Source organism: Sunxiuqinia sp. sy24 (genome assembly GCF_052677165.1).
In genome coordinates this window covers 14,183-37,038 of record NZ_JBQYLH010000007.1, presented here as the reverse complement: position 1 = coordinate 37,038, position 22,856 = coordinate 14,183, and the positions used below count along the sequence as shown (strand labels likewise).

The window sequence follows — 22,856 nt, the reverse complement described above, 5'->3', positions numbered from 1 at the left end:
CGTATTTGAAAACAATTTGCCGACTTAGCTGTCTGGGGAATGAACCGTTGCAGCGAAGAGCGTTTAGGAAACGAAGATAAATGCGTATTAAATAGCAAGTACAACGAATAGATGAGAGCAAACTTTTATGATTTTAAAGCCCGGTCTCTTCAAGGCGGCGAGATCGATTTTTCGGATTACAAAGGGCAGGTTGTGCTGGTGGTGAATACCGCCAGCCGATGTGGTTTTACGCCACAGTATGAAGGTTTAGAGGAGCTCTATCGAAAGTATAAGTCAACGGGGTTGGTCGTTCTGGGCTTTCCGTGCAATCAGTTTGGCAATCAGGAGCCCGGAACAGCTGATGAAATTGCAGAGGGCTGTTTGATTAACTATGGCGTTTCGTTTCAGCTATTCGAGAAAGTAGCGGTCAACGGAGCAAACACACATCCTGTTTTTCAATATTTGAAGCATGAAATGCCAGGGCTGTTGGGTGGAGTGATTAAATGGAATTTCACTAAATTTTTAATTGCCCGGGATGGAATCCCCGTGAAGCGCTTTGCTCCGATTACCAAGCCTGAGAAAATAGAGCCGGATATATTGAAATTGCTTTAGTGAAGCACTATTCTCTGATCCATTCAGTTTTATCTGCTGCAGCAATGCGGGTTCTTGGGGGGCGTTGAAACGACTCATTCGGCTCACCCAGTACAAAGAAGCCCATCAAGGTGTCTTCGTCTTCCAGCTTTAGAAAGTCGCGCATTTCGTTGGAATAGCATATGTCGCCGGTACTCAGGTAACCACCTATTCCGAAAGCATCTAAGCTGAGGTAGATATTTTCAATGGCGCAGGCAACTGAAACAATATCTTCCTGCTTGGGAAATCGCTTGAATGGATCACGCTTGGCCACAATGGTAACGATGTGAGAAACCCGCTTCCACTTTTCGCTGTACGCTTTGTATTTAAAGTCGAAGAACTTTTCGGGAGGCGTAATCTGCTTGTAGATTTCTTGCTGAACACTGAAAAAGCGCTTGACGGCTTCACCAGCGAAAACTTTAAAATGCCAGGCTTGTACCAATCCGTGCGAGGGCGCCCAACAGGCATTTTCTAATAGCTTTTCGATGACGGAATCATCAATCGTACTTCCTTCTTTTAGCCCGCTAACAAATGTTGATTGGCGGTTTTTAATCCAATCGGATAGCTTATGTGGTGTAAATTCCATTTTTGATCTGATTCAATTGCTGAATCACTAAAACAAAGGAGTTGCTGAATGGTTTTTAAAAGCTGTTTATGGTATGCGTTTGAGGTGGTAATTCTGATCCTTTTTCGGTGATGAAGATTCCCATTCAGGATAACGTATGAATGGTTTTAGGGGCTCGAAACAAGTCAACGGAGGATGGTAATTCCGGAATGTGAGGTATTGGAGTAGATTTCTTGAAATTCGTATCCTCCTTTTTGGCGTTTGGGGAGTCTGCTTGCAGGTTTTGGTGTCTGGTATTTGAATGACTTTTGGTAGATTTGCGGAATCGGTTTAATGGTTTTTGAAAATAAGTGAAAGATGAGAGAGGAACTACAAAGGATTACGGAATTAATGGATACAAGTCAGCTTGAGCAGGCGCAACAGCAGCTGATACATTTAATCGAACAACAAGCTGATTGTGCTCAGCTGCATTATTTGTTAGGTCAAACTTACTACAGACAACAGCAGTGGGGGAAAGCGATCAATGCTTTTAATGAGGTGTTGGCTTTGGAGCCCAACCATCCGGATGCGCAGTCTCAGATTGATATGGCAAACAGTATCTTGGGGTATTTTACACCAGATATGTTCAACCCATAAGCGTTGTTGGCAGTCGACGAATTGATCTTTGGCTTCCCAAAGCCAGGTACTTCTACTTGAAAAAACTAAAATAGACACTACCGTAGTGGCGCGTCTCCACGTATTTGTCTACTTCTGAAAAGTTGTATTGTTTGCCGTGTTCCAGAATGAATAGTCCTCCTTCTTTGAGGAGCTTGTTCTGCAGAACCAAGGATGGAATTTCATTAAACCGAGAATGATCATACGGAGGATCAGCGAAAACTACATCGAACTGGTCAGATGATTGCTCACAAAATTTAAAAGCATTTCCTTTAATGGCCCGGATTTCTTTCGAGGCATCCAGCTTTTCAATAACTGAACGAATAAATTGATGGTGTTGAAAGTTGAGCTCAAGTGTGGTGATATCAGTACAGCCGCGCGATAGAAATTCAAAGGAAATGCTGCCTGTTCCGGCAAATAAGTCCAGCACTTTTATTTCTTCAAAATCGACCTGATTGGTTATAATATTGAACAAGCTTTCTTTCGCCATATCTGTTGTTGGTCGGGCCTTGAAGCTTTTCCCGGGGCTGAACTGTCGTCCGCGGTGGGTTCCTCCTACTATTCTCATGCGTAATTATTTAAAAGATTAACAAAGCGGGCATCCGGAAGTTGATCAAACAGATAGCTGTAATACACTTCGGTGCTCCGGGTGGTGATCGCCACTTCTTTAAAATACTGGCGAAGCTGATGGTAAATAGGAGAACGTTTGTTAACCCGGCCGCTCAACTGAATCCGGACATCATCGATTTGCTCGGTTTGAACCACATTCAAAATGTAATAAAGCAAATCATTATCATTGCGATACATGAATGAATTACAAAATCGAATGGTGTGATCAGCCAAGGTCAGAGTCATTTGATTTCGGAAAACCTGTATGTCGATAAGCGGATGAGCACTTGCTCGTTTTGCATTTTTGCTTAATTGTGTCACCAGTTCATTCTGAATAAGAATGCCGGGATGTTTATCGGTAAAAAAATGTTTTACCTTCTTGGGAATGGCCATCTGCAAAACCTGTTGGTAGGACTTCACAGGAAGGTAGTATAGCTCCTCTTCATCCGACAATTCAAGGTTTAACTCGTATGCCTCTTGGCCGTGCTGTTCATCGAAGAAACCTTCAGGCAAAAGAGTCATTCTTCCTGGTGACGAATAATGAATTTGCGTGGATTTAAAATCAGCCAGCAGAATGTCAAATTCGGAATAAATATCCTTCAACTTCCGATGCATAAACCTGAGGTTGCCTGAAAATTCCTTATGAAAAAGGTAGATGTATTTGTTTTGCAAACCATCACGGACACAAAAAGAAAATCCATCCAGACTAAACTGGATGGATAAGTGATATTCTTGTGTGAAATTTAAATCAAAGGTTTCGTCAACAAGCAATAAATGTTGCATACCATTTTTTACTCCCAGTTACCGGCATTACTATTTGTCTCAGTTAATGACCCAACTTTTAGTCCAGGGTATTTGCCATTGGTTCTTCTCTGGTCGTTCAGGTTGATTACCATTTGACGATCCAGGTTTTTCAGAATGGTGTTGTTGTGAGCTTTTACTTCAAACACAGGAACTTTAATTCCAGAACCTGTTGTAATGACATTTGCTCCAAGATGAAATTCAGCCACCGTATCCTTAACCGGCACCATGTTAATTTTTTCAATTGGATATGAACGACCGAATAGTGTGTCCATAACGCTTATTTTAAGCGTGTCACGGATGATTAAGCCCTTTTTGATTGCTGTCTCTTCTGTCAGTCCTGCCGCAATCATACTGTCATTAAGCATTCCAATTTTACGTACCAATGGCAGTGAGTCCGTCTTTACAAAGTTGATTAACGAGTCCCAGTCTCCTGTGAAATGACCATTTACATCTTTAAATGCCAGTTGTGCTTTCCGAATATCTTTTAGTCGTTCAACTGTAACTTCATATCTGGCGTCTTTGGCCTTCTCAAACTCAATAGGCCTTTCAATACTTTGGTAAATAAAGTATGCAAGGATGATTGCAGCTACTATTAATACGATCTGAATTACTGTCTTCATCTGTATCCTTTTAAGATTAGTTTATGTTTGCATGCAAATTTATAAAAAAAATTAAATTACTATCCGTGGAATAGTTTTAATTTCGCAGGAATGTTAAAAAAACACATTAAAGAACATATTTGTCAGAAGCTGGGTTTCGAACCGACGGAAGGGCAGAAGGTGCTCTCTGAGAAGTTTGCTGATTTTATAACGCATGCTGATCCGGATGTGCTTTTTTTACTGAAGGGGTATGCAGGAACAGGAAAGACAAGCATGCTAAGTGCATTGGTTAAAACACTTAAAGCTTTTAAGTTTCAAACCGTGTTGTTGGCTCCAACGGGGCGGGCTGCCAAAGTCCTTACTTCATATACGGGGCAGAGTGCTTATACCATCCATAAAAAGATCTATCGCCAGCAGGCAACAACTGATGGATTTGGGCGTTTTTCGGTGGATAAAAATTTTCACAAAAACTGCTTTTTTATTGTCGATGAAGCATCCATGATTTCAAATTCGTCCAAGGATGGTTCCGTATTTGGCACGGGACGCTTATTGGATGACTTGTATGAATACGTTTATTGTGGGCAGAACTGTAAGCTTGTCCTGGTGGGCGATACGGCTCAGTTACCTCCGGTGGGCATGGATATTAGTCCGGCCCTGGATGTATCGGAGCTGGAAATGTATGGCGGACAGGTCTTGCATCATGAGTTGGTTGATGTGGTAAGACAGGAGTTTGACTCCGGTATCTTGTATAATGCCACCAACATCCGATCGTTGATTGGCGATTCGTATTTTTATCCGGCCTATTTCCCGATTGAAACGGAGAATTTTACTGATATCAAACGCATTGGCGGAGGGGAGTTGATTGAGAAGATATCCGATTGTTACGACAAGTACGGCGAGCAGCAAACCATGGTGATTACTCGCTCGAACAAACGTGCCAATAAGTTTAATGAAGGAATTCGTTCGACTATTCTATACAAAGAAGCAGATATTACGATTGGTGATTTGCTGATGGTGGTTAAAAACAATTACTTCTGGGCGGGCGATGACGAACGACTGGATTTTGTGGCGAATGGCGACATTGTTGAAATTCAATCGATTTATGGTTACGAACAATTGTATGGTTTCCGCTTTGCTAGTGTTTGTGTCAAATTTATTGATTACGATGACTTGGAGGTCGACTGCAAAGTTCTGCTGGAAACCCTGAACATTGAAACAGCATCGTTAAGCTATGAGCAAAGCCAGCGTCTGTTTGAAGCCGTAGCTGAAGATTATGTGGATATTCGGAGTAAGAAGAAACGCTGGGAGAAAATCAAGGAAAATGAGTACTTTAATGCCTTGCAGGTGAAATTTGCTTATGCGGTTACTTGCCATAAGGCACAAGGAGGGCAGTGGGATGCCGTTTTTGTAGATCAGGGCTACCTGCTTGAAGAACGTATTGATGTTGAATATTTACGCTGGTTGTACACAGCCTTTACCCGTCCGGTGAAGGAACTGTTTCTGGTGAATTTCAATAAGGAATTTTTTGGCGAATAAAATAAAAAAAGGAGCTCGTGCGGCTCCTTTTTTATTACGTATTTTTTAGCTCTGGCTAGTTGCTTTCAATCACCTGGCCTTCTTCGCGGTACAAATCAACTTTTCCGTCAAGCAGAACAGCAACCACTGTCACCTGCTCATCCTGTACGGTTTCCGGAACATCGATGTAGACAATTCCCGGAACGGAGCTCCAGTATTGTTTGCCAACAACTTCCCAGTTTAGTTTAGTGCCTTCGCCAACAACCCAGATGCGGTTGATCTTATTTTTCAGCCCCTTAATTACCAGAGGTCCGTTGGGTTTGTGCGGTACAAAAAGATAGAGCATGTCGCCTTTTTGGTTCAATGCTGTTGGCCCATAGTAATGTTCGAGTGGAATTCCAGCTCTTGTTTTGTAAATGGCTTCCGAGTGTTTCGATGTCCAGCGCCCCAGCTCTTTTAAAATGTTGACTTGCTCTGCAGGAATAGTACCATCGGCTTTTGGGCCAATGTCGAGAAGCAGGTTGCCGCCCATGCTGATGCAGTCGACTAAAATACGGATGATTTGGTTGGGTGTTTTATACGCGTGGTCGTTGTGCTGAAATCCCCAAGAGTTATTCATGGTCATGCACAATTCCCACCATGGGCTGCTGGGTTTGGTTACCGGCAAGCCTTGCTCAGGAGTCGCATAATCGCCATAACCCTGAATTCTGGAGTTCAGAATCACTCCTTTATTCCACTTACGTAAGCTCTCGCTCAGCTCTTTGGCTTTCCAGGCTTCGGCTGATTGTTCCCAGTCGCCATCAAACCAAAAAAGGTCGGGCTTAAATTGTTTTGACAACTCTTCCAGCTGACAAAAGTTAAAATCAACAAAACGATTCCACTTTTCAGTATCTTCTGTATAGCGTTTTTCAACCCGGGTTTTGTTGGGATAATCGGGATGAGACCAATCCAGGAGTGAATAGTAAAGACCCACTTTCAAGTCATTTTTCTTGAAGGCTTTAACCAGTGGTTGAATCAAATCACGTTTGGCCGATGCTTTTTTTGCCACGCTTAAGTCGTTACAATCAGTATCCCAGAGCGCAACACCATCATGGTGTTTGGTTGTTACCACCGCGTATTGCGCGCCGCTCTCCTTGATCAGGCTGGCCCATTCTTCGGGTTGATAGTTTTTGGCTGTAAAACCATCCAGTTGATTCATGTAATCGTCGTACGAAATGTAGTTGTTGAAAAAGGACCAGCTTTCATCGATCCCATTCACTGAATAAATTCCCCAATGGATAAAAATGCCTAGTTTGGCATCTTTGAACCATTGCATGCGTTGTTCCTTTTCCTGAGAGGTTTCCTGTGCGAAAATAAGCTGAGGAGTCAGAATCGCAAGTGTAATTAGAAGTAGTAAATTCTTTTTCATTTTTATGCTTTATTAACCTCGTCAAATATAGCAAAAACCAAAAAGTTCTGGAAACAAATCTATGTAGTGATTTTCCTTTTTGGAAGGGTTTCGTGTGTTTGCTGATTGCTTAGTTGCGAGTTATGGGGTAGACCTCGCCTTCTGCAATCGCATGGGTGTTGGCGAAAATGCTTTTGGCTTCTTCCAAAATGCTGTCTACTTGTTTGTAACGGGCCGAAAAATGCCCCACGAGCAGCTGTCCCACCCTAGCTTTTTGAGCGATTAGCGCTGCTTCTTTTCCGGTGGAGTGAAAGGTGGTTTTGGCCATCTCTTTTTCTGATTCGGCGAAGGTAGCTTCATGGTAAAGTAAATCGACCCCTTCAATGACTGGCAGGATTTGTTCGTGGTAAGCTGTGTCAGAGCAAAAAGCAAAGGAGCGTGGTGTGGGCGCCGGAGTAACCAAGTTTTTGTTGGGGATGATCTCGCCTTGTTCGGTGGTGAAATCGGCTCCAGTCTTAATGTTTTTGATTTCCCGAATGGGAATCTGATATTTTTTTAGCTGCCCTTTTTTGATGTTTGGTTCTTTTGCCTTTTCTCGGAATAAGAAGCCGCAGCAGGGTATACGATGGTTTAAGGGGAATGACGTGATGGATAGTTTTTCGTCATCGAGAATAAGCTGGGGCTTTTTGAAATTAAGTGGGTGAAAAACCAGACGGAAGCCCAATTCGTCCATACCTAGAAAATCCAATTGAAATTGGGTGTAGCGTTGGAGTTCGGAGTGGGCGTAAATATGCAGGTCTTTGGTTCTCCCCAGCAATACCTGGGTGGAGATAAATCCAATCAAGCCAAAGAAATGATCGCCATGGAGGTGCGAAATGAAGACGTGATCGAGCCGTCCAAAGCCAACTTTGTTTTTGCGGATCTGGTGTTGGGTTCCTTCACCGCAGTCAATTAAAAAGAACCGCCCAAGTACATTGAGCACTTGAGCGGTTGGGTATCTTGAGGAAGTAGGCATTGCTGAACTACTTCCCAGAATTGTCAGTTGAAAAGGCATTTGCATACAGGGGAACCTGTTTATAGTTTACCTTTTTCTACCAGTAACTTCTCTGCTTCGTCCACGTTTTTCGTAATCAGTAAAACGGTATGAAGCATCGAAATGCGTATCAGGTGTTCAACATCGGGTTGAAGGCCACTGAGTATAAATGTTCCGATCGAATCTTCACAAAGACGGTTGGCGACCAAAATCGCACTTAAGCCGGATGAGTCAACATAACTACAGTTACTCACATCCAAGATGATGTTTTTTACTTCATCATTTCCTAAAACAACCAACTCTGATTTCAACTCGGGAGCATTGTTGGTATCAAGCTTTGTTGAAAGTACCCTGATAACAATGTGATCTTCTTTCTTTGTAATTTCAAATTCCATGGAACGAAATTTACGAATTTATGTTGAAACGATTGATAGCGTTGTGTCTATTTTTCTTTGTTCTCTTCAGCTTCCATCTGAGATTTCAAGGCAGCTAGCTCGCTGATGTCGCCCAAGGTTGTTTTTTCCTGGTTGTCTTTCACTGCTTTCATTGCTTTGGCAGTTTGCTTGCTTTGTGCTTTCTTCTTGGCTGTATCTTCGCCTTTTTTCTCATCTTCGAATACACGTGAGTGAGAAAGAATGATGCGTTTTGCAGCTTTCGAGAATTCGATTACTTTGAAATCCATTTTTTCTTCCAGGCTGGCTTTCGAACCGTCTTCTTTTACCAGGTGGCGAGGAGTTGCAAATCCTTCAACACCGTAAGGAAGAGCGATCGTTGCTCCTTTGTCGAATAATTCAACAACGGTTCCTTCGTGGATTGAATCAACAGAGAAAATTGTTTCAAATACATCCCATGGATTTTCTTCCAATTGTTTGTGGCCTAAGCTCAAACGACGGTTGTCTTTGTCGATGTCTAATACAACAACTTCGATATCTGCGCCAATGGCAGTAAATTCTGATGGGTGTTTGATTTTTTTCGTCCAGCTCAAGTCTGAAATGTGGATCAAACCGTCAACACCTTCTTCGATTTCAACAAATACACCAAAATTGGTAAAGTTGCGAACCTTAGCATTGTGTTTGGTTCCGATACCAAATTTAGTATCCACTTCTTGCCATGGATCTTTTTTCAGTTGTTTGATACCCAGTGACATTTTCCGCTCGTCGCGGTCTAATGTCAGGATTTGAGCTTCTACTTCGTCGCCAACTTTCAGGAAGTCCTGAGCGCTGCGCAAGTGCTGTGACCAGCTCATTTCTGATACGTGAATCAAACCTTCAACTCCAGGAGCGATTTCAACAAACGCACCGTAGTCAGCCATAACAACAACTTTTCCTTTTACGCTGTCGCCAACTTTCAACTCAGTATCCAGGTTATCCCATGGGTGAGGAGTTAATTGTTTTAAGCCAAGAGCAATTCGTTTTTTGTCATCATCGAAGTCAAGGATTACAACGTTCAGTTTTTGATCCAACTCTACGATTTCGCTTGGATGAGAAATACGTCCCCAGCTTAGGTCAGTAATGTGGATCAAGCCGTCAACACCACCCAAGTCGATGAATACACCGTATGAAGTAACGTTTTTAACAGTTCCTTCCAGAACCTGACCTTTTTCCAGTTTCGAGATAATTTCTTTCTTCTGTTGTTCCAGTTCTGCTTCAATCAATGCTTTGTGAGAAACGACCACGTTACGGAATTCCTGGTTGATTTTAACCACTTTGAATTCCATGTTTTTGCCTACGTACATGTCGTAGTCACGGATTGGTTTCACATCAATTTGAGAACCTGGCAAGAAAGCTTCGATTCCGAATACATCGACAATCATACCACCTTTGGTGCGGCACTTGATGTATCCTTTGATAATTTCATCTTTATCCAGCGCATCATTAACACGGTCCCAAGAACGGACTGCGCGTGCTTTTTTGTGCGACAGGATCATTTGTCCTTTTTTGTCTTCCAGACTTTCAACGTAAACTTCAACGGTGTCACCAACTTTCAACTCTGGGTTGTAGCGGAATTCGTTTAAGCTTACAATACCGTCAGATTTGTAACCGATGTCAACAACAACTTCGCGTTTGTTCATTGAGATAACGGTACCTTCCAATACTTCTTTTTCCTGAACGGTGTTCAGTGTGTTGTCATAAAGATCAACTAATTCTTGCTTTTTTGCACCTGCAAAACCTTCATCGTCGGCTTCCAGTGCATCCCAGTCAAATTCTTCAGTTTCAGCAACTGGCGCTACTGTTTCTGCTACAACATTTTGTTGTTCGAGTTCTTCCTTTTGTTCAAGGTTCTCTTTCTTTTCTTCTGTCATTCTAATAATCAATTAATTAATGAGTTAGACTTTATATTTGTTAAAATGCGCCGCAAAATTAGGATTTATATGCTTTAAATCAAAGGTTTTCAGTACTTTTTTGGGTGTTTTGAGCCGGAATTTCCAGATATTTACTTTTTTTCAATTTATCGGGCCATTTATTAGGCAACAATTCAATGATCTGCTTAGTTTTGCAGCCGGTTTTTTAATGTTAAGATCGATTAATTATCTATTTTTGATAGGCTTTCTGAATGATGTTGCCGACCCTGGGGGAAGCAGGGAGTCAGCTTTTTCGCTACTTGTGGTGAGGATGATTTTTTTGGAAAAGGAATAAATGAATTGACATGGAAGCACGAAAGAAACGTATTTTAGTGACTGGAGGAGCCGGATTTATTGGTTCGCATCTTTGCGAGCAATTGCTGGCCGAAGGAAACGAAGTGATTTGCCTCGATAATTTTTTTACCGGCGCTAAACAGAAAGTGGTTCATCTGCTCGATAATCCTTATTTTGAATTGGTCAGGCATGATGTAATTATGCCCTTTTATATTGAAGTGGACGAGATTTATAATCTGGCTTGTCCGGCTTCACCTGTGCACTATCAGCAAAATGCCATTAAAACCATTAAGACATCGGTAATGGGGTCGATTAATATGTTGGGGTTGGCCAAGCGAGTGAAAGCGAAGATTTTGCAGGCATCAACCAGCGAGGTCTATGGCGACCCGGAACTGCACCCTCAGCCAGAGTCGTATTGGGGAAATGTAAACCCGATTGGAGTACGCTCGTGCTACGATGAAGGGAAGCGTTGTGCTGAGTCGTTGTTTGTGAATTACCACGTACAGAACCAGGTCGCCATTAAGATTGCCCGCATCTTTAATACCTATGGCCCCAAGATGGAGCCCGATGATGGGCGGGTGGTTTCTAATTTTATTGTTCAGGCATTGCGCAATGAAGACATCACCATTTTTGGCGACGGCACGCAGAGTCGTAGTTTTCAATATGTGGATGATTTGGTTGATGGGCTGAAACGACTGATGCAAACTTCGTCCGACTTTATAGGACCGGTCAATATTGGAAACCCGAATGAGTTCACCATGTTGGAATTGGCCCGGAAAATTATTTCGCTGACGGGTAGCCGCTCAAAAATTATCCATTTGCCCTTGCCCGAGGACGATCCGATTCAGCGTCAGCCTGAGATTGCCCTGGCCAAAGAAAAGCTGGGGGGGTGGCAGCCTAAAGTGGAGTTGGAAGAGGGTTTGCAGAAAACAATTGCTTATTTTGACGAATTATTAAAAACAAGCTAGTATGAAAGGCATTATTTTGGCCGGAGGTTCCGGTACACGTTTATATCCGATTACTAAATCGATTTCAAAACAAATTATTCCGGTCTACGATAAGCCGATGATTTATTACCCTTTGTCAGTTTTGATGTTGGCAGGTATTCGCGAAATCTTGATTATTTCAACTCCTCAGGATATCCCATTGTATGAAGATTTGCTGGGCGATGGTTCGCAGTTTGGCATTCAGCTGAGCTACGCGGTTCAGCCATCGCCCGATGGATTGGCTCAGGCTTTCGTGATTGGCGAAGAATTTATTGGTGACGATCAGGTGTGCTTGATTTTGGGCGATAATATTTTTTATGGCTATAATTTTAGTCAGATTTTAACCGATGCCGGCTCGCTGGACGATGGCGCTTTAGTATTTGGGTACTATGTGAACGACCCGGAACGCTACGGCGTGGTCGACTTCGATGAACAAGGACAGGTTCTGTCTATTGAGGAGAAGCCGGAAGCGCCTAAATCAAATTATGCGGTAACTGGCTTGTATTTTTATTCCAATGATGTGGTTGAAAAGGCCAAATCGTTAAAGCCATCAGCGCGTGGTGAGTATGAAATTACCGATCTTAATCGGCTATATCTGGAAGAGAATCGTTTGAAGGTGCAGCTTCTTGGGCGCGGTTTTGCCTGGCTCGATACTGGTACCCACGAGAGTCTGTTGCAGGCCTCCAACTTCATTGCTACCATTGAGCAGCGACAAGGGTTAAAAGTGTCGTGCCTCGAAGAAATAGCATTCAAGAAAGGTTACATCGATAAGGGACAGTTGCTTACGTTGGCCGAGCCTTTAATGAAAAACCAATATGGTCAATATTTATATAATTTGGCCCATAAGAAAATTGCATCGTTTTAAAAAGAATTTGAATTCATGAAAATTACAGAAACGCCAATAGATGGACTATTGGTCTTGACACCCCGCGTATTTCAAGATGAACGGGGTTATTTTTTAGAATCTTTTAATGCCAGAGAATTGGAAGATGCCGGCATAAGCAGGCCTTTTGTGCAGGACAATGAATCGAAATCCTCACGGGGAGTAATTCGTGGCTTGCATTACCAGCTCGAGCCGTATGCTCAAGCTAAGTTGGTTCGGGTTATTGAGGGTGCTGTGTTTGATGTGGCGGTTGATTTGCGTAAAGATTCGCCAACGTTCGGACAGTGGTATGGCGTGGAGCTGACCGGAGAGAATAAAAAACAGTTCTATGTTCCACGCGGGTTTGCTCATGGTTTTTCGGTGTTGAGCGAAACAGCTGTTTTTGCGTATAAATGCGATGCGTACTATCATCCTCAGTCGGAACGGGGAATTCGATACAACGATCCGGAGTTACAGATTGATTGGAGGATTGATGAAAAAGAAGCACTAATTTCAGGAAAAGATCAGGCAAATCCCTTATTCAGGGAAGCCGAATACAATTTCTAAGCTATGGTAAAAATTCTAGTCACAGGAGCCGAAGGACAGTTAGGGTCTGCGATAAAAGCGCAGGCCGCCGATTTGAAGGATTTTCAGTTTCTTTTTACAGATATTCAAGAACTGGATTTGACTAATCAGGCGGCGGTGTCGTTGTTTGTTGATACGGAAGAACCGGATTATATCATCAATTGTGCCGCGTACACGGCGGTTGATATTGCTGAAAAAGAAGCTGATTTAGCCAGGTTGATAAATACTAAAGTGCCTGCTTATCTTGGGAGAATGGGAAAAAAGCATCAGGCGAAGGTGATTCATGTTTCCACCGATTATGTTTTCGACGGAACTTCGTATACTCCCTATACTGAGAATGATTTGGTGAATCCGGAGTCGGTTTACGGCAAGAGTAAGCTGAATGGCGAGATAGCCTTGCTGAAAGAGGCTCCTTCGTCCATGGTGATCCGAACTTCGTGGTTGTATTCCAGCTATGGGAAAAACTTTTTGAAGACCATGGTGAAATTGGGTGAAGAGCGCGATGAACTTCGGGTGGTGAGCGACCAGGTAGGAACGCCAACCTACGCCGGCGATTTGGCACAGGTAATTTTAACAATTATTTCAAAAACCGAAAATAAACTTTGCGACTGGAAGCCTGGGATCTATCACTATTCCAATGAAGGTGTGTGTAGTTGGTACGATTTTGCCAAAGCCATACACGAGCTGGCTGGAATTACTTGCTATGTTCATCCAATTGCAACGGAGGAATACCCCACGCCAGCGGTCCGTCCGTCTTACAGCGTGCTGAATAAATCCAAAATTAAGCGTATTTTTGGAATTCAGATTCCCTATTGGCGCGATAGCCTGAAGAAATGTATTATTGAATTAAAAAAGTAGAAAGAGATGGCAACAAATAGCGAAGTTTTAGAAGCAGTTGTAAGTAAAGCAAAGACTTGGTTGAGTGAGGTGTATGATGAAGCGACACGCAACGCCGTGAAGCACATGTTAGAGCAGGAAGACAAAACAGAGTTGATTGACTCCTTTTACCGTGATTTGGAGTTTGGAACAGGTGGCCTGCGAGGAATCATGGGCGCTGGCTCCAATCGGATGAATATCTATACCGTAGGTGCGGCCACTCAGGGGTTAAGTAATTACCTGAAAAAAGAGTTTGCCACATTGGAGCAAATAAAGGTGGCTATTGGTTACGACTGCCGGAACAATAGTCGGTTGTTTGCCGAAAAAAGTGCTGAGATTTTTGCTGCCAACGGCATTAAGGTATATCTGTTTGAAGATTTGCGCCCAACGCCGGAGCTTTCGTTTGCTATTCGCGAGTTGGGTTGTCAAAGTGGAATTATCCTGACAGCTTCGCATAATCCGAAAGAATACAATGGTTACAAAGCCTACTGGGAAGATGGTTCGCAGATTGTTGGTCCTCACGATGTAAATATTATCCAGGAAGTTCAGCAGGTTAATGCGGAAGATATCAAATTTGAAGGAGATAAAGAGTTGATTGAAATTTTGGGAGAGGAGATGGACAACAAATTCATCGAGCAAGTGAAAACGGTTTCGCTGGCACCCGAAATCATTGAAAAATACAAAGATCTGAAGATCGTTTATACGCCTATTCATGGAACCGGGGTGAAGTTGATTCCTCAGGCCTTACGTGCTTTTGGTTTCGAAAACATTATCAACGTGCCGGAGCAAGATGTGGTGAGTGGCGATTTTCCGACGGTTGTTTCACCTAACCCCGAAGAGCCGGCTGCTATGGAAATGGCGATGAAAAAAGGCTATGAGGTGGATGCTGACGTGGTGATGGCTTCCGACCCGGATGCCGACCGGATTGGCGTGGCTGTGAAAAACGACAAAGGCGAATTCTTCATCATCAATGGTAATCAAACAGCCTTGTTGTTTATCTACTATCTCGTAACGCGGATGAAGGAAAAAGGCGCATTGGAAGGCAATGAGTTCATTGTTAAGACCATCGTTTCAACCGAAAAGATTGCAGAAATAGCGCAGAAAAATGGCATTGAGTTTTTCGATGTGTACACAGGCTTTAAATACATTGCCGAGGTGATTCGTGAAAATGAAGGAACGAAAAAGTACATTGGCGGGGGAGAAGAAAGCTTTGGGTTTATGCCAGCTGATTTCGTGCGTGACAAAGACGCTGTTTCGTCTTGTGCGCTGATGGCTGAGATTACAGCCTGGGCTAAAGATCAAGGGAAAACCCTGTTCGAATTGCTAAAAGACATTTACTTGGAGTATGGTTATTCCAAAGAAAAAATGAAATATATTGTTCGCCCGGGAAAAACCGGAGCTGATGAAATTCAGCAAATGATGGTTGATTTCCGGACCAATCCTCCCAAATCATTGGGTGGTGGTTTGATGAAAACAGTAAAAGATTATGCGGATTTGACAGAACGAAACTTGCTTAGTGGTGAAAGCAAGAAGATCGATCAGAAAATTACGTCGAATGTGCTGCAGTTTTTCACGGAAGATGGAACCAAAATTTCGGTTCGTCCATCAGGAACAGAGCCTAAAATTAAATTCTATTTTGAAGTGACCGGACAGCTTAATAGTCGCGAAGAGTTTGATACGGTCGAGCTGTTGGCTGAAGAAAAAATAGACGCGATTATGCAACAACTAAACCTGTAATTTTTTTAACCTAAACTTGAATAAACCATGAAAGAATTAGTATTCGTACTACTCGCACTGATGAGCCTGGGCGTGTTTGCCCAGGAAGAAAGACCAGCGATGGTGGCTGAAATGACTGAAATTTGGGATCCGGAGGTGGCCGTTGTTATTCCAGGCGAAAAACCAATGGATGCACCTTCGGACGCCATTGTGTTGTTAGGCTCCGAACAGGCTTTTGGCTATGAATGGACCGATGGTAACGGTGGAGAGCCGGGCTGGAATTTTGATCAGGGCGTGGCTACCGTGAAAGGTGGTTCTGGAATTATCAAAACAAAACGTCAGTTTAAAGATTTCCAGTTGCATGTTGAGTGGAGTACACCTGCCGAAGTGGTGAGTGAGAGCCAGGGACGCGGCAACAGCGGTATCTTTTTACAGGGTATTTACGAAGTGCAGGTGTTGGACAATTACAACAACCGCACGTATCGGAATGGTCAGGCCGGAAGTATTTATAAGCAACATGCGCCTTTGGTAAACGCCTGTAAAGGGCCAGGAGTGTGGCAAACTTACGACATTATTTACACTGCCCCCCGGTTCAACGAGGATGGTACTTATTTTACACATCCCCGGGTGACGGTTCTTCATAATGGTGTATTGGTGCAAAACAATGTTGAAGTGCGTGGGCCTACCGAGTACATCGGTATCCCCGAATACTCTGTAAAGCCTCACGGCGATGGCCCGCTGATTCTTCAGGATCATGGTAATCCGGTGAGCTACCGTAACATTTGGATTCGCGAATTATAGAAAAATTATACCAATCCTAAAAAGGAGAGCTGAGTAGCTCTCCTTTTTTTGTGCGCTGATATTTTGTTAATGGAGTGGGCGGATTTTGTCTTTGAGGTTCCGATTTAAATTGAAGCTACCCGGAAGGCTCGTTTTTGAAACATAAACTTAATTTTTAATGATTTAATTTTGTGTTAAGATCGTTTTTTAAGCTGCGGGAATTTTTTCCGGTAGCTTCTTTTGCTCTTTACTTGGCGGGAAAGTAGTGTTCTGGATCGTTGTTCGTTCGTTTTGCTTTTGTTTTTAGTATCAGCGTACTATCTTTACTACGAACTGTGCTGCAGTATTTGATCAGTGACGCAGTTTGCTATGCCAAACTTTGACTATACCACGAGCTATGAGGAGTTGTTTTTCTTTCCTGTTACTGTTGTTTTTTATTCCCTCTGCGCATGCGCAAACGCTGAGTTCGTTTGGTGCTTCCAGCTTGCCCTTGGTGGTTGTCAATACGGCAGGTCAGACCATTCCGGATGATCCTAAAATTGATGTGCAAATGGGGATTATCTGGAATGGTGCCGGACAGGCTAATTCTTCGACAGATACATTTAATGATTTTAACGGCAAGATTGCAATCGAACTTCGTGGGTCTTCTTCTCAGGGTTTTCCAAAGAAATCATATGGATTGGAGTTGCGCGATGAATCAGGACTCGATTTAGACGCCTCAATTTTAGGGATGCCTGCTGAAGAGGACTGGATTTTATACGGACCTTATTCAGATAAGTCACTCATTCGTAACGTTCTTGTCTTTACGCTCGACGCTTCGCTGGGGCGCTACTCGCCTCGCTGTCGGTTTGTGGAATTATTTCTGAATGATCGATATCAAGGCGTTTATGTGATGATGGAGAAAATTAAGCGCGATAATGATCGGGTTGATTTGGCTAAGTTAAAACCGGAAGATTTGTCGGGTGAGGATTTGACTGGTGGCTATATTATTAAAATTGATAAAACCACTGGGAGTGGAGGAAGTGGTTGGTATTCTGCCTACCTGAACGAGCAGTATAAGAAAACATTCTTTCAATATGAATACCCAAAGCAGGAGGAGATTCAGCCTGCTCAGAAAGAATATATTAAAGACTACATTGATCAGGTTGAAAAAGCCTTGCATGACAAGGATTTTGATGGCGCGAATGGTTTTCGCGCGTTGGCGGATGAAGACAGTTTTGTCGATTACATGATTATGAATGAGCTGGCTAAGAATGTAGATGGTTATCGTCTGAGCACGTTTTTGCATAAAGATAAAAATGGCAAGCTAAAGCTGGGGCCCATTTGGGATTTCAATCTCGCTTTTGGAAATGCAAACTATCATAGTGGCAAGTCCACCTCGGGATTTCAGTATGAAGCCAACTTGGTTGATGATGCTTGGCAAAACCAATTTTGGTGGCCAATTTTGTTTGAAGACAACGCCTTTCGTAAGAAGTTGAAGACCCGATGGATTAGCTTGCGTGAGAGAGAATTGTCTGATCAGCGTATTCACTTGGTTGTGGACAGTTTGACTAACTTGCTGGGCGACGCTCAGGCTCGCAATTTTACGAAATGGCCGGTGTTGAGTACCTGGGTTTGGCCTAATGCTTATGTCGGGAATAGTTATACTGCTGAAATTACCTGGCTCGAAAACTGGATTCAAAATCGCCTGAAGTGGCTGGATACGAATATCGAAGGATTATATGTTGGCGAAAACCAGCTCGCGAAGGGCGAACCTTTTTCCGCTTATCCGAACCCCTTTCGAGATGTGTTGCATTTAGAGCTGCCTACTTGGCTAAACGGACGGTTGAGTTGGATGATTTATTCGATTCAGGGTGCAAAAGTTGCGGAAAGCACTATTGGTTCAGGCAGCCGTCATGTTACCGTTCAGGCTGCACAGGTGAAGGCTTTGCCTGATGGGATTTATTTCCTTCGTATTATGCAGGATGATGAAGTGGTTTTTACTCAGAAGCTCGTGAAGCAATAGCGGCTTGCTCCGCAGTTTGATGGAGGGTTATGTCCTCTGTGTTTAGTTTACCCGCTTAATGCCAGCAAAATTGTCGCGGTATTCACTAGGCGTGCTTCCTTTTCGTTTTTTAAAGATCCGGTTGAAATTTGCCAGGTTATTAAACCCACATAAGTAAGCAATTTCAGAAATGCTGTGGTTGTTTTCTATCAGATGACGGGTGGCAAAACCAATGCGCGAATCATTCAGGTATTCGATAAAGGTCTTGCCCGTGCGTTGTTTGATAAGCCGGCTGAATGATACTTCTGTCATGGTAAGTAGTTCAGCCATTTCTTCTATTTTTATTTTGCGCATGTAGTTTTTCTGTACAAATTCGTAAACCTTCTGAATCTTCTCATTATGGTGAAAAACGTCGTGCTTGCCAGTGGTCGATGATAGCGTTTGCTGATTTCTAGAGGTAGAAAGGTCAAAGAGCAACGAAAGCAATTCCATAAAAGCATCCATCCCGTTAAGGTTGGCTAGTTTTTCAATACGATGCTGCACCTGTCTGGTGGCTCCTTCCGAAAAGGTAATTCCCCATAATGATCGCTTTAACATGTCACGAACCGGCTGCATGATATTCCGGTTGAGCAAACTATCATGAAACAAGTCTCTGTGGAACTGAATAGTAATTTCCCGAACCTTTGTTGATTGGCAGTCTCCCTGTTCCCAGTAATGGGGCAAGTTCGGACCAATTAAAACCAATTCCAGCTCTCCTATTTCTGAAATGTGATCGCCTACGATTCGCTTTACACGAGGCGCATGAGCAATAAAATTTAGCTCGTACTCTGGATGGAAATGTGGCGGGAAATCAAATTTGTCTTTCCACCGATCAAAAACCAACAAGCAATCTTCGGTTGTTAATGGTGTGATTTCGCGATTAGAAAAAGTGAAATTTGCAACTTCCATATTTTAATAATACAAAGAATTGATAAAATAGTATTTGTATGATGCAAGTATATGAAATATTTTTGAAGTCTGTAATTGTTTAAATGTCAGTGGGAAGTGTGAGGCATTGTAAGGAGTATTAGGTGGTGGGACAAAAAATAGTCAAAGTGAAAGACGATTAGGTGGGGTGAAGTATAATAAATATCATCATATCATGTTAAGAAAAAGCATTAGAATAACGAATTTGCTAATAGTCGGGATGGCTTTATTGTTGGCAGCTTGTGGCGAAAGAGAGACCGGGAGCCGTCAAACGATATTTCCGGAGACGATCAGCGTAGAAGGGACTCAGTTTGTTGACAATAACGGAAGGCAGGTAATTCTTAATGGAATTAATGTCGTGAGTAAGTCCAGAGAAGAAAACTATCTTTTTAGAGGAGGTCCTGAGTTTTATGCCAATTTGAAAAAATGGGGTTTTAACAGCATTCGTTTTATTATAATCTGGGATGGACTGGAGCCTGAGCCGGGTGTTTATAATGAAGAATACTTGGAGGAGATAGACCAGCGTATTGAATGGGCTGCAGATAATGGCATATTTGTAATTCTTGATATGCATCAGGATTTATTTGGATTAAAATATAGCGATGGGGCCCCAAATTGGGCTACGCTCGACGAAGGAAAAACTCATGTAACTGGATCAATATGGAGTGATGCTTATATGCTAAGCGAGGCTGTGCAAACAGCATTTGATAATTTCTGGGCTAACAAGTCGGCTCCTGATGGCGTGGGCGTCCAGGACCATTATGCCAATTTATGGAAACATATTGCCAAGCGTTATGCCAACAATCCAGCGGTTATTGGTTATGACATCATGAATGAGCCTTTTCCGGGGACATCAGCTCAAATGGCAACACTTGCTTTGCTTGAGGCTTACGCAGGTTTGGTATATAAACTTACGGGAGAACTTCTGACAGAAGATAAGCTGGCTGAAACCTGGGGAGATGCAAGCATGAGGACGGAGGCGCTGAAGCTTCTTTCGACAAAAGAAAATTACGCTCCTGTTATTGATGCTTTGCATGATATTAATCACGAGTTCGAAAGCACGCACTTGCAGTCGATGTATCAGAAAGTAAGCCACGCTATCCGCGAGGTTGACATGCAGCGTATTCTGTTTCTGGAGCACAGTTATTTTAGCAATACAGGGGTGAAAAGCAGTATCGAGCGAGTGACTTTGGCTGACGGAACACCAGACCCTTTTGTGGCCTACGCTCCACATGGTTACGACTTGGTGACCGACACCGAAGATGCAGCAGTAGCAAATTCTGAGCGAGTCGCGTTTATCTATGAACGAATTAAAGAAAAAGGACAGCAACTTGGCATGCCGGTATGGTTAGGTGAATGGGGTGCTTATTATAGTCATTCGGATGGCATCGTTCCGGTAGCCCGTTATGCCGTCAGCTTAATTGAAGAAAATCTTTTTGGGAATGCTTATTGGTCCTATGATCCGGGAACTGAAAGCCTTTCTTATTTCCAAAAAGCATTGTTACGCCCTTATCCATCCTATACTTGTGGCGAATTACTAAGCTATCAATATGATCATGAGACTGCTCAGTTTAAAATGGAATGGCTGGAGAATGAAAAAATAAACTCACCCACTATGGTCTATGTTCCATCCCTGTCAGAACTAAAAGAAGCGTCATCGTACAAAATTGAAAAAATAAACAATTCTGACGCAGGCTGGGTAGTCATCCCGCACAATGAAAAGAAGAGCAAACGAGAACTCATATTGCAGTTTTGAGACTTCAATATAAAGAAGAGGCAAAACCTAAATCAAGAACGAACAGATCAAAAACGGCTAAACGAATAACCTATGAAACTTGGTATCATTGACATCTCTGTGATTGTTGCTTATTTGATCATTACCGTAATTATCGGACTGGTATTGCGGAAATGGGCGCAGCGCGATAAATCATCCTACTTGCTTGGCGGCAATAAATTGCCCTGGTATATGCTGGGGCTTTCCAATGCCTCGGGTATGTTCGACATTTCCGGAACCATGTGGATGGTGACATTGGCAGTGGTTTACGGATTGAAAAGTGTCTGGATTCCTTGGCTTTGGCCTTCATTCAACCAGATTTTTCTGATGGTTTACCTGTCGATGTGGCTTCGCCGATCGAATGTGACCACGGGGGCTGAATGGATTCGCACGCGTTTTGGACGTGGGCGTGAAGCTCGCTTGTCTCACACCATCGTTATTGCTTTTGCACTGATCAACTGTCTGGGATTAATGGCTTACGGGTTTATCGGTTTGGGGAAGTTTGTGCAGATTTTTATTCCGTGGGAAGTGGTTCAGCCTTATTTCCCTTTTCATGTTACCGCTGAATATGTGCCCCATGTTTATGGCATTGCCTTTACCCTTTTTGCGGTGTTTTACTCGGTGCTTGGTGGCATGTCCGGCATTGTGTGGGCCGACTTGGTCCAGTATATTATTATGACCATTTCGGCTGTGGTAATTGCTGTGATCGCAATGGCCGCGCTGGGCGATCAAAGTTTGCAGGTGCCGGATGGCTGGATGAGTCCCTTTTTTGGGGCACGTTTGGAAATCGACTGGTCCGGAATTATCAATGAAATGAATGCTAAAATTGCTTCCGATGGGTATTCCTGGTTTAGTATCTTTTTTATGATGATGTTATTCAAAGGGGTCTTGGCGAGTGTTGCCGGGCCAATCCCGAATTACGACATGCAGAAAATTCTGTCAACCAAAACGCCTCAGGAAGCTGCGAAAATGAGTGGTATGGTGAGTTTGGTATTGGTGCCTGTTCGCTACCTGATGATCACCGGTTTTGCTGTTTTAGCCATTTTATATTACGATCAGCTGCATTTGTTGGTGGCTGGGCGCATCGATTTTGAGCAGGTTTTACCCTCGGCAATAAGCCAGTTTGTGCCGATTGGGTTTACCGGTTTGCTATTGGCAGGTTTGCTCGCGGCTTTCATGTCAACTTTTGCCGGAACACTGAATGCCGCACAGGCCTATTTGGTGAATGACATCTATTTGAATTATTACAAGCCCAATGCTTCGAACCGCGAAATAAAAATTACCAACTACACTACCGGGATTGTGGTTGTGGCTATCAGTATCATCTTTGGAATTTTTGCGACTGATATCAACTCCATTCTGCAGTGGCTCGTGTCCGGGCTTTATGGCAGCTACATTGCTTCCAATGTGTTGAAGTGGCACTGGTGGCGGTTTAACGGCAGCGGCTTTTTCTGGGGAATGGTTGCCGGCCTGATTCCGGCGCTGATATTCCCTTACGTATTTACCGAAACCCTGGACCTGTATTATTTTCCCCTTATTTTTCTGATTTCGGTAGCTGGCTGTATGATCGGTACCTATCTGGCTCCTCCAACGGAAGAAGCCGTGTTGAAATCATTTTATAAAAGTGTTCGCCCTTGGGGTTTTTGGAAGCCCATTCATGAGAAAGTCGTTGCTGAAGATCCGGATTTTGTGTCGAAAACCAGCTTCAAGCGTGATGCCTTTAATGTGGTGCTTGGTGTCATTGGTCAAACGGCGTTGGTGCTGTTGCCCATCTACTTTGTGTTGAAACAAAACATGCCCATGGTGCTAACGCTTTTGGTGATTGCCGTTGTTGTTGTAATCATGAAAAAGACCTGGTGGAACAAACTGAATGACTTTTAAGGGGCCGAAACTTGAATCTTAAATCATGCGATTGAA

Annotated in this window: 21 protein-coding genes; 12 read left to right on the top strand and 9 right to left on the bottom strand. The window is 43.1% G+C overall.

Features of this window, described 5'->3' with window-relative positions; all coding sequences use genetic code 11:
* Positions 1-111 precede the first annotated feature (111 nt).
* Positions 112-591 (top strand): glutathione peroxidase, encoded by a 480-nt coding sequence (locus ACUNWA_RS07815; RefSeq protein ID WP_445591337.1) that lies wholly within the window; start codon positions 112-114, stop codon positions 589-591.
* 7 nt (positions 592-598) lie between these two features.
* Here ACUNWA_RS07815 and ACUNWA_RS07810 read toward each other — a convergent pair whose 3' ends face one another.
* Positions 599-1,195: a nitroreductase family protein gene (locus tag ACUNWA_RS07810; protein ID WP_445591336.1), complete on the bottom strand. Its 597-nt coding sequence runs from the start codon at positions 1,193-1,195 to the stop codon at positions 599-601.
* 336 nt (positions 1,196-1,531) lie between these two features.
* Here ACUNWA_RS07810 and ACUNWA_RS07805 point away from each other — a divergent pair, with 336 nt between their 5' ends.
* Complete coding sequence (locus ACUNWA_RS07805) at positions 1,532-1,810, top strand: tetratricopeptide repeat protein (RefSeq protein WP_445591335.1); 279 nt, start codon at positions 1,532-1,534, stop codon at positions 1,808-1,810.
* A 52-nt stretch (positions 1,811-1,862) separates the two neighbouring features.
* On the opposite strand, the gene rsmD is transcribed toward ACUNWA_RS07805, so the two are convergent.
* From rsmD to ACUNWA_RS07790, 3 genes are read right to left on the bottom strand one after another with little or no spacing between them, the layout of a single operon-like run.
* Positions 1,863-2,396: a 16S rRNA (guanine(966)-N(2))-methyltransferase RsmD gene (rsmD, locus tag ACUNWA_RS07800; protein WP_445591334.1), complete on the bottom strand. Its 534-nt coding sequence runs from the start codon at positions 2,394-2,396 to the stop codon at positions 1,863-1,865.
* Positions 2,393-3,220 carry a DUF3822 family protein gene (locus tag ACUNWA_RS07795; RefSeq protein ID WP_445591333.1) on the bottom strand — a complete coding sequence of 276 codons (828 nt, stop codon included), beginning with the start codon at positions 3,218-3,220 and terminating at the stop codon, positions 2,393-2,395. Before ACUNWA_RS07795 ends, rsmD begins: the two co-directional genes overlap by 4 nt.
* An 8-nt stretch (positions 3,221-3,228) precedes the next feature.
* A complete protein-coding gene (locus tag ACUNWA_RS07790; protein WP_445591332.1) occupies positions 3,229-3,861 on the bottom strand; it encodes a hypothetical protein in 633 nt (210 codons plus the stop codon).
* Positions 3,862-3,951: 90 nt separating this feature from the next.
* Between ACUNWA_RS07790 and ACUNWA_RS07785 the strand changes: the two genes are divergently transcribed.
* The gene (locus ACUNWA_RS07785; protein ID WP_445591331.1) at positions 3,952-5,376 is read left to right on the top strand and encodes an ATP-dependent DNA helicase; all 1,425 of its coding nucleotides are present in this window, start codon (positions 3,952-3,954) and stop codon (positions 5,374-5,376) included.
* 55 nt (positions 5,377-5,431) lie between these two features.
* Here ACUNWA_RS07785 and ACUNWA_RS07780 read toward each other — a convergent pair whose 3' ends face one another.
* From ACUNWA_RS07780 to rpsA, 4 genes are all read right to left on the bottom strand, one after another.
* On the bottom strand, positions 5,432-6,763 hold the full coding sequence (locus ACUNWA_RS07780; RefSeq protein ID WP_445591330.1) for an alpha-L-fucosidase: 1,332 nt from the start codon (positions 6,761-6,763) through the stop codon (positions 5,432-5,434).
* 109 nt (positions 6,764-6,872) lie between these two features.
* Complete coding sequence (locus ACUNWA_RS07775) at positions 6,873-7,802, bottom strand: ribonuclease Z (RefSeq protein ID WP_445591329.1); 930 nt, start codon at positions 7,800-7,802, stop codon at positions 6,873-6,875.
* Positions 7,803-7,816: 14 nt separating this feature from the next.
* The gene (locus tag ACUNWA_RS07770) at positions 7,817-8,170 is read right to left on the bottom strand and encodes an STAS domain-containing protein (RefSeq protein WP_445591328.1); all 354 of its coding nucleotides are present in this window, start codon (positions 8,168-8,170) and stop codon (positions 7,817-7,819) included.
* A 47-nt stretch (positions 8,171-8,217) separates the two neighbouring features.
* Positions 8,218-10,077: a 30S ribosomal protein S1 gene (gene rpsA, locus ACUNWA_RS07765; RefSeq protein ID WP_445591327.1), complete on the bottom strand. Its 1,860-nt coding sequence runs from the start codon at positions 10,075-10,077 to the stop codon at positions 8,218-8,220.
* 344 nt (positions 10,078-10,421) lie between these two features.
* Here rpsA and ACUNWA_RS07760 point away from each other — a divergent pair, with 344 nt between their 5' ends.
* The 7 genes from ACUNWA_RS07760 (at position 10,422) to ACUNWA_RS07730 (ending at position 18,220) form a co-directional block, all read left to right on the top strand.
* Positions 10,422-11,378 (top strand): UDP-glucuronic acid decarboxylase family protein, encoded by a 957-nt coding sequence (locus ACUNWA_RS07760; protein ID WP_445591326.1) that lies wholly within the window; start codon positions 10,422-10,424, stop codon positions 11,376-11,378.
* Between the two features lies 1 nt (position 11,379).
* Positions 11,380-12,261 carry a glucose-1-phosphate thymidylyltransferase RfbA gene (rfbA, locus tag ACUNWA_RS07755; protein WP_445591325.1) on the top strand — a complete coding sequence of 294 codons (882 nt, stop codon included), beginning with the start codon at positions 11,380-11,382 and terminating at the stop codon, positions 12,259-12,261.
* A gap of 15 nt (positions 12,262-12,276) precedes the next feature.
* Complete coding sequence (gene rfbC, locus ACUNWA_RS07750) at positions 12,277-12,825, top strand: dTDP-4-dehydrorhamnose 3,5-epimerase (protein WP_445591324.1); 549 nt, start codon at positions 12,277-12,279, stop codon at positions 12,823-12,825.
* 3 nt (positions 12,826-12,828) lie between these two features.
* Entirely contained in the window at positions 12,829-13,701 is an 873-nt protein-coding gene (gene rfbD / locus ACUNWA_RS07745; RefSeq protein WP_445591323.1) for a dTDP-4-dehydrorhamnose reductase, read from the top strand.
* A 6-nt stretch (positions 13,702-13,707) separates the two neighbouring features.
* On the top strand, positions 13,708-15,456 hold the full coding sequence (locus ACUNWA_RS07740; protein WP_445591322.1) for a phospho-sugar mutase: 1,749 nt from the start codon (positions 13,708-13,710) through the stop codon (positions 15,454-15,456).
* 27 nt (positions 15,457-15,483) lie between these two features.
* Positions 15,484-16,236: a 3-keto-disaccharide hydrolase gene (locus ACUNWA_RS07735; RefSeq protein WP_445591321.1), complete on the top strand. Its 753-nt coding sequence runs from the start codon at positions 15,484-15,486 to the stop codon at positions 16,234-16,236.
* Between the two features lie 376 nt (positions 16,237-16,612).
* Positions 16,613-18,220, top strand: a complete 1,608-nt coding sequence (locus tag ACUNWA_RS07730) for a CotH kinase family protein (RefSeq protein ID WP_445591320.1) — start codon at positions 16,613-16,615, stop codon at positions 18,218-18,220.
* Positions 18,221-18,262: 42 nt separating this feature from the next.
* Here ACUNWA_RS07730 and ACUNWA_RS07725 read toward each other — a convergent pair whose 3' ends face one another.
* Positions 18,263-19,147: a helix-turn-helix domain-containing protein gene (locus tag ACUNWA_RS07725; protein ID WP_445591319.1), complete on the bottom strand. Its 885-nt coding sequence runs from the start codon at positions 19,145-19,147 to the stop codon at positions 18,263-18,265.
* 193 nt (positions 19,148-19,340) lie between these two features.
* Between ACUNWA_RS07725 and ACUNWA_RS07720 the strand changes: the two genes are divergently transcribed.
* Both ACUNWA_RS07720 and ACUNWA_RS07715 read left to right on the top strand, forming a co-directional pair.
* Positions 19,341-20,921 (top strand): cellulase family glycosylhydrolase, encoded by a 1,581-nt coding sequence (locus ACUNWA_RS07720; protein ID WP_445591318.1) that lies wholly within the window; start codon positions 19,341-19,343, stop codon positions 20,919-20,921.
* A gap of 72 nt (positions 20,922-20,993) precedes the next feature.
* Entirely contained in the window at positions 20,994-22,820 is a 1,827-nt protein-coding gene (locus tag ACUNWA_RS07715) for a sodium:solute symporter family protein (protein WP_445591317.1), read from the top strand.
* Positions 22,821-22,856: the final 36 nt, after the last annotated feature.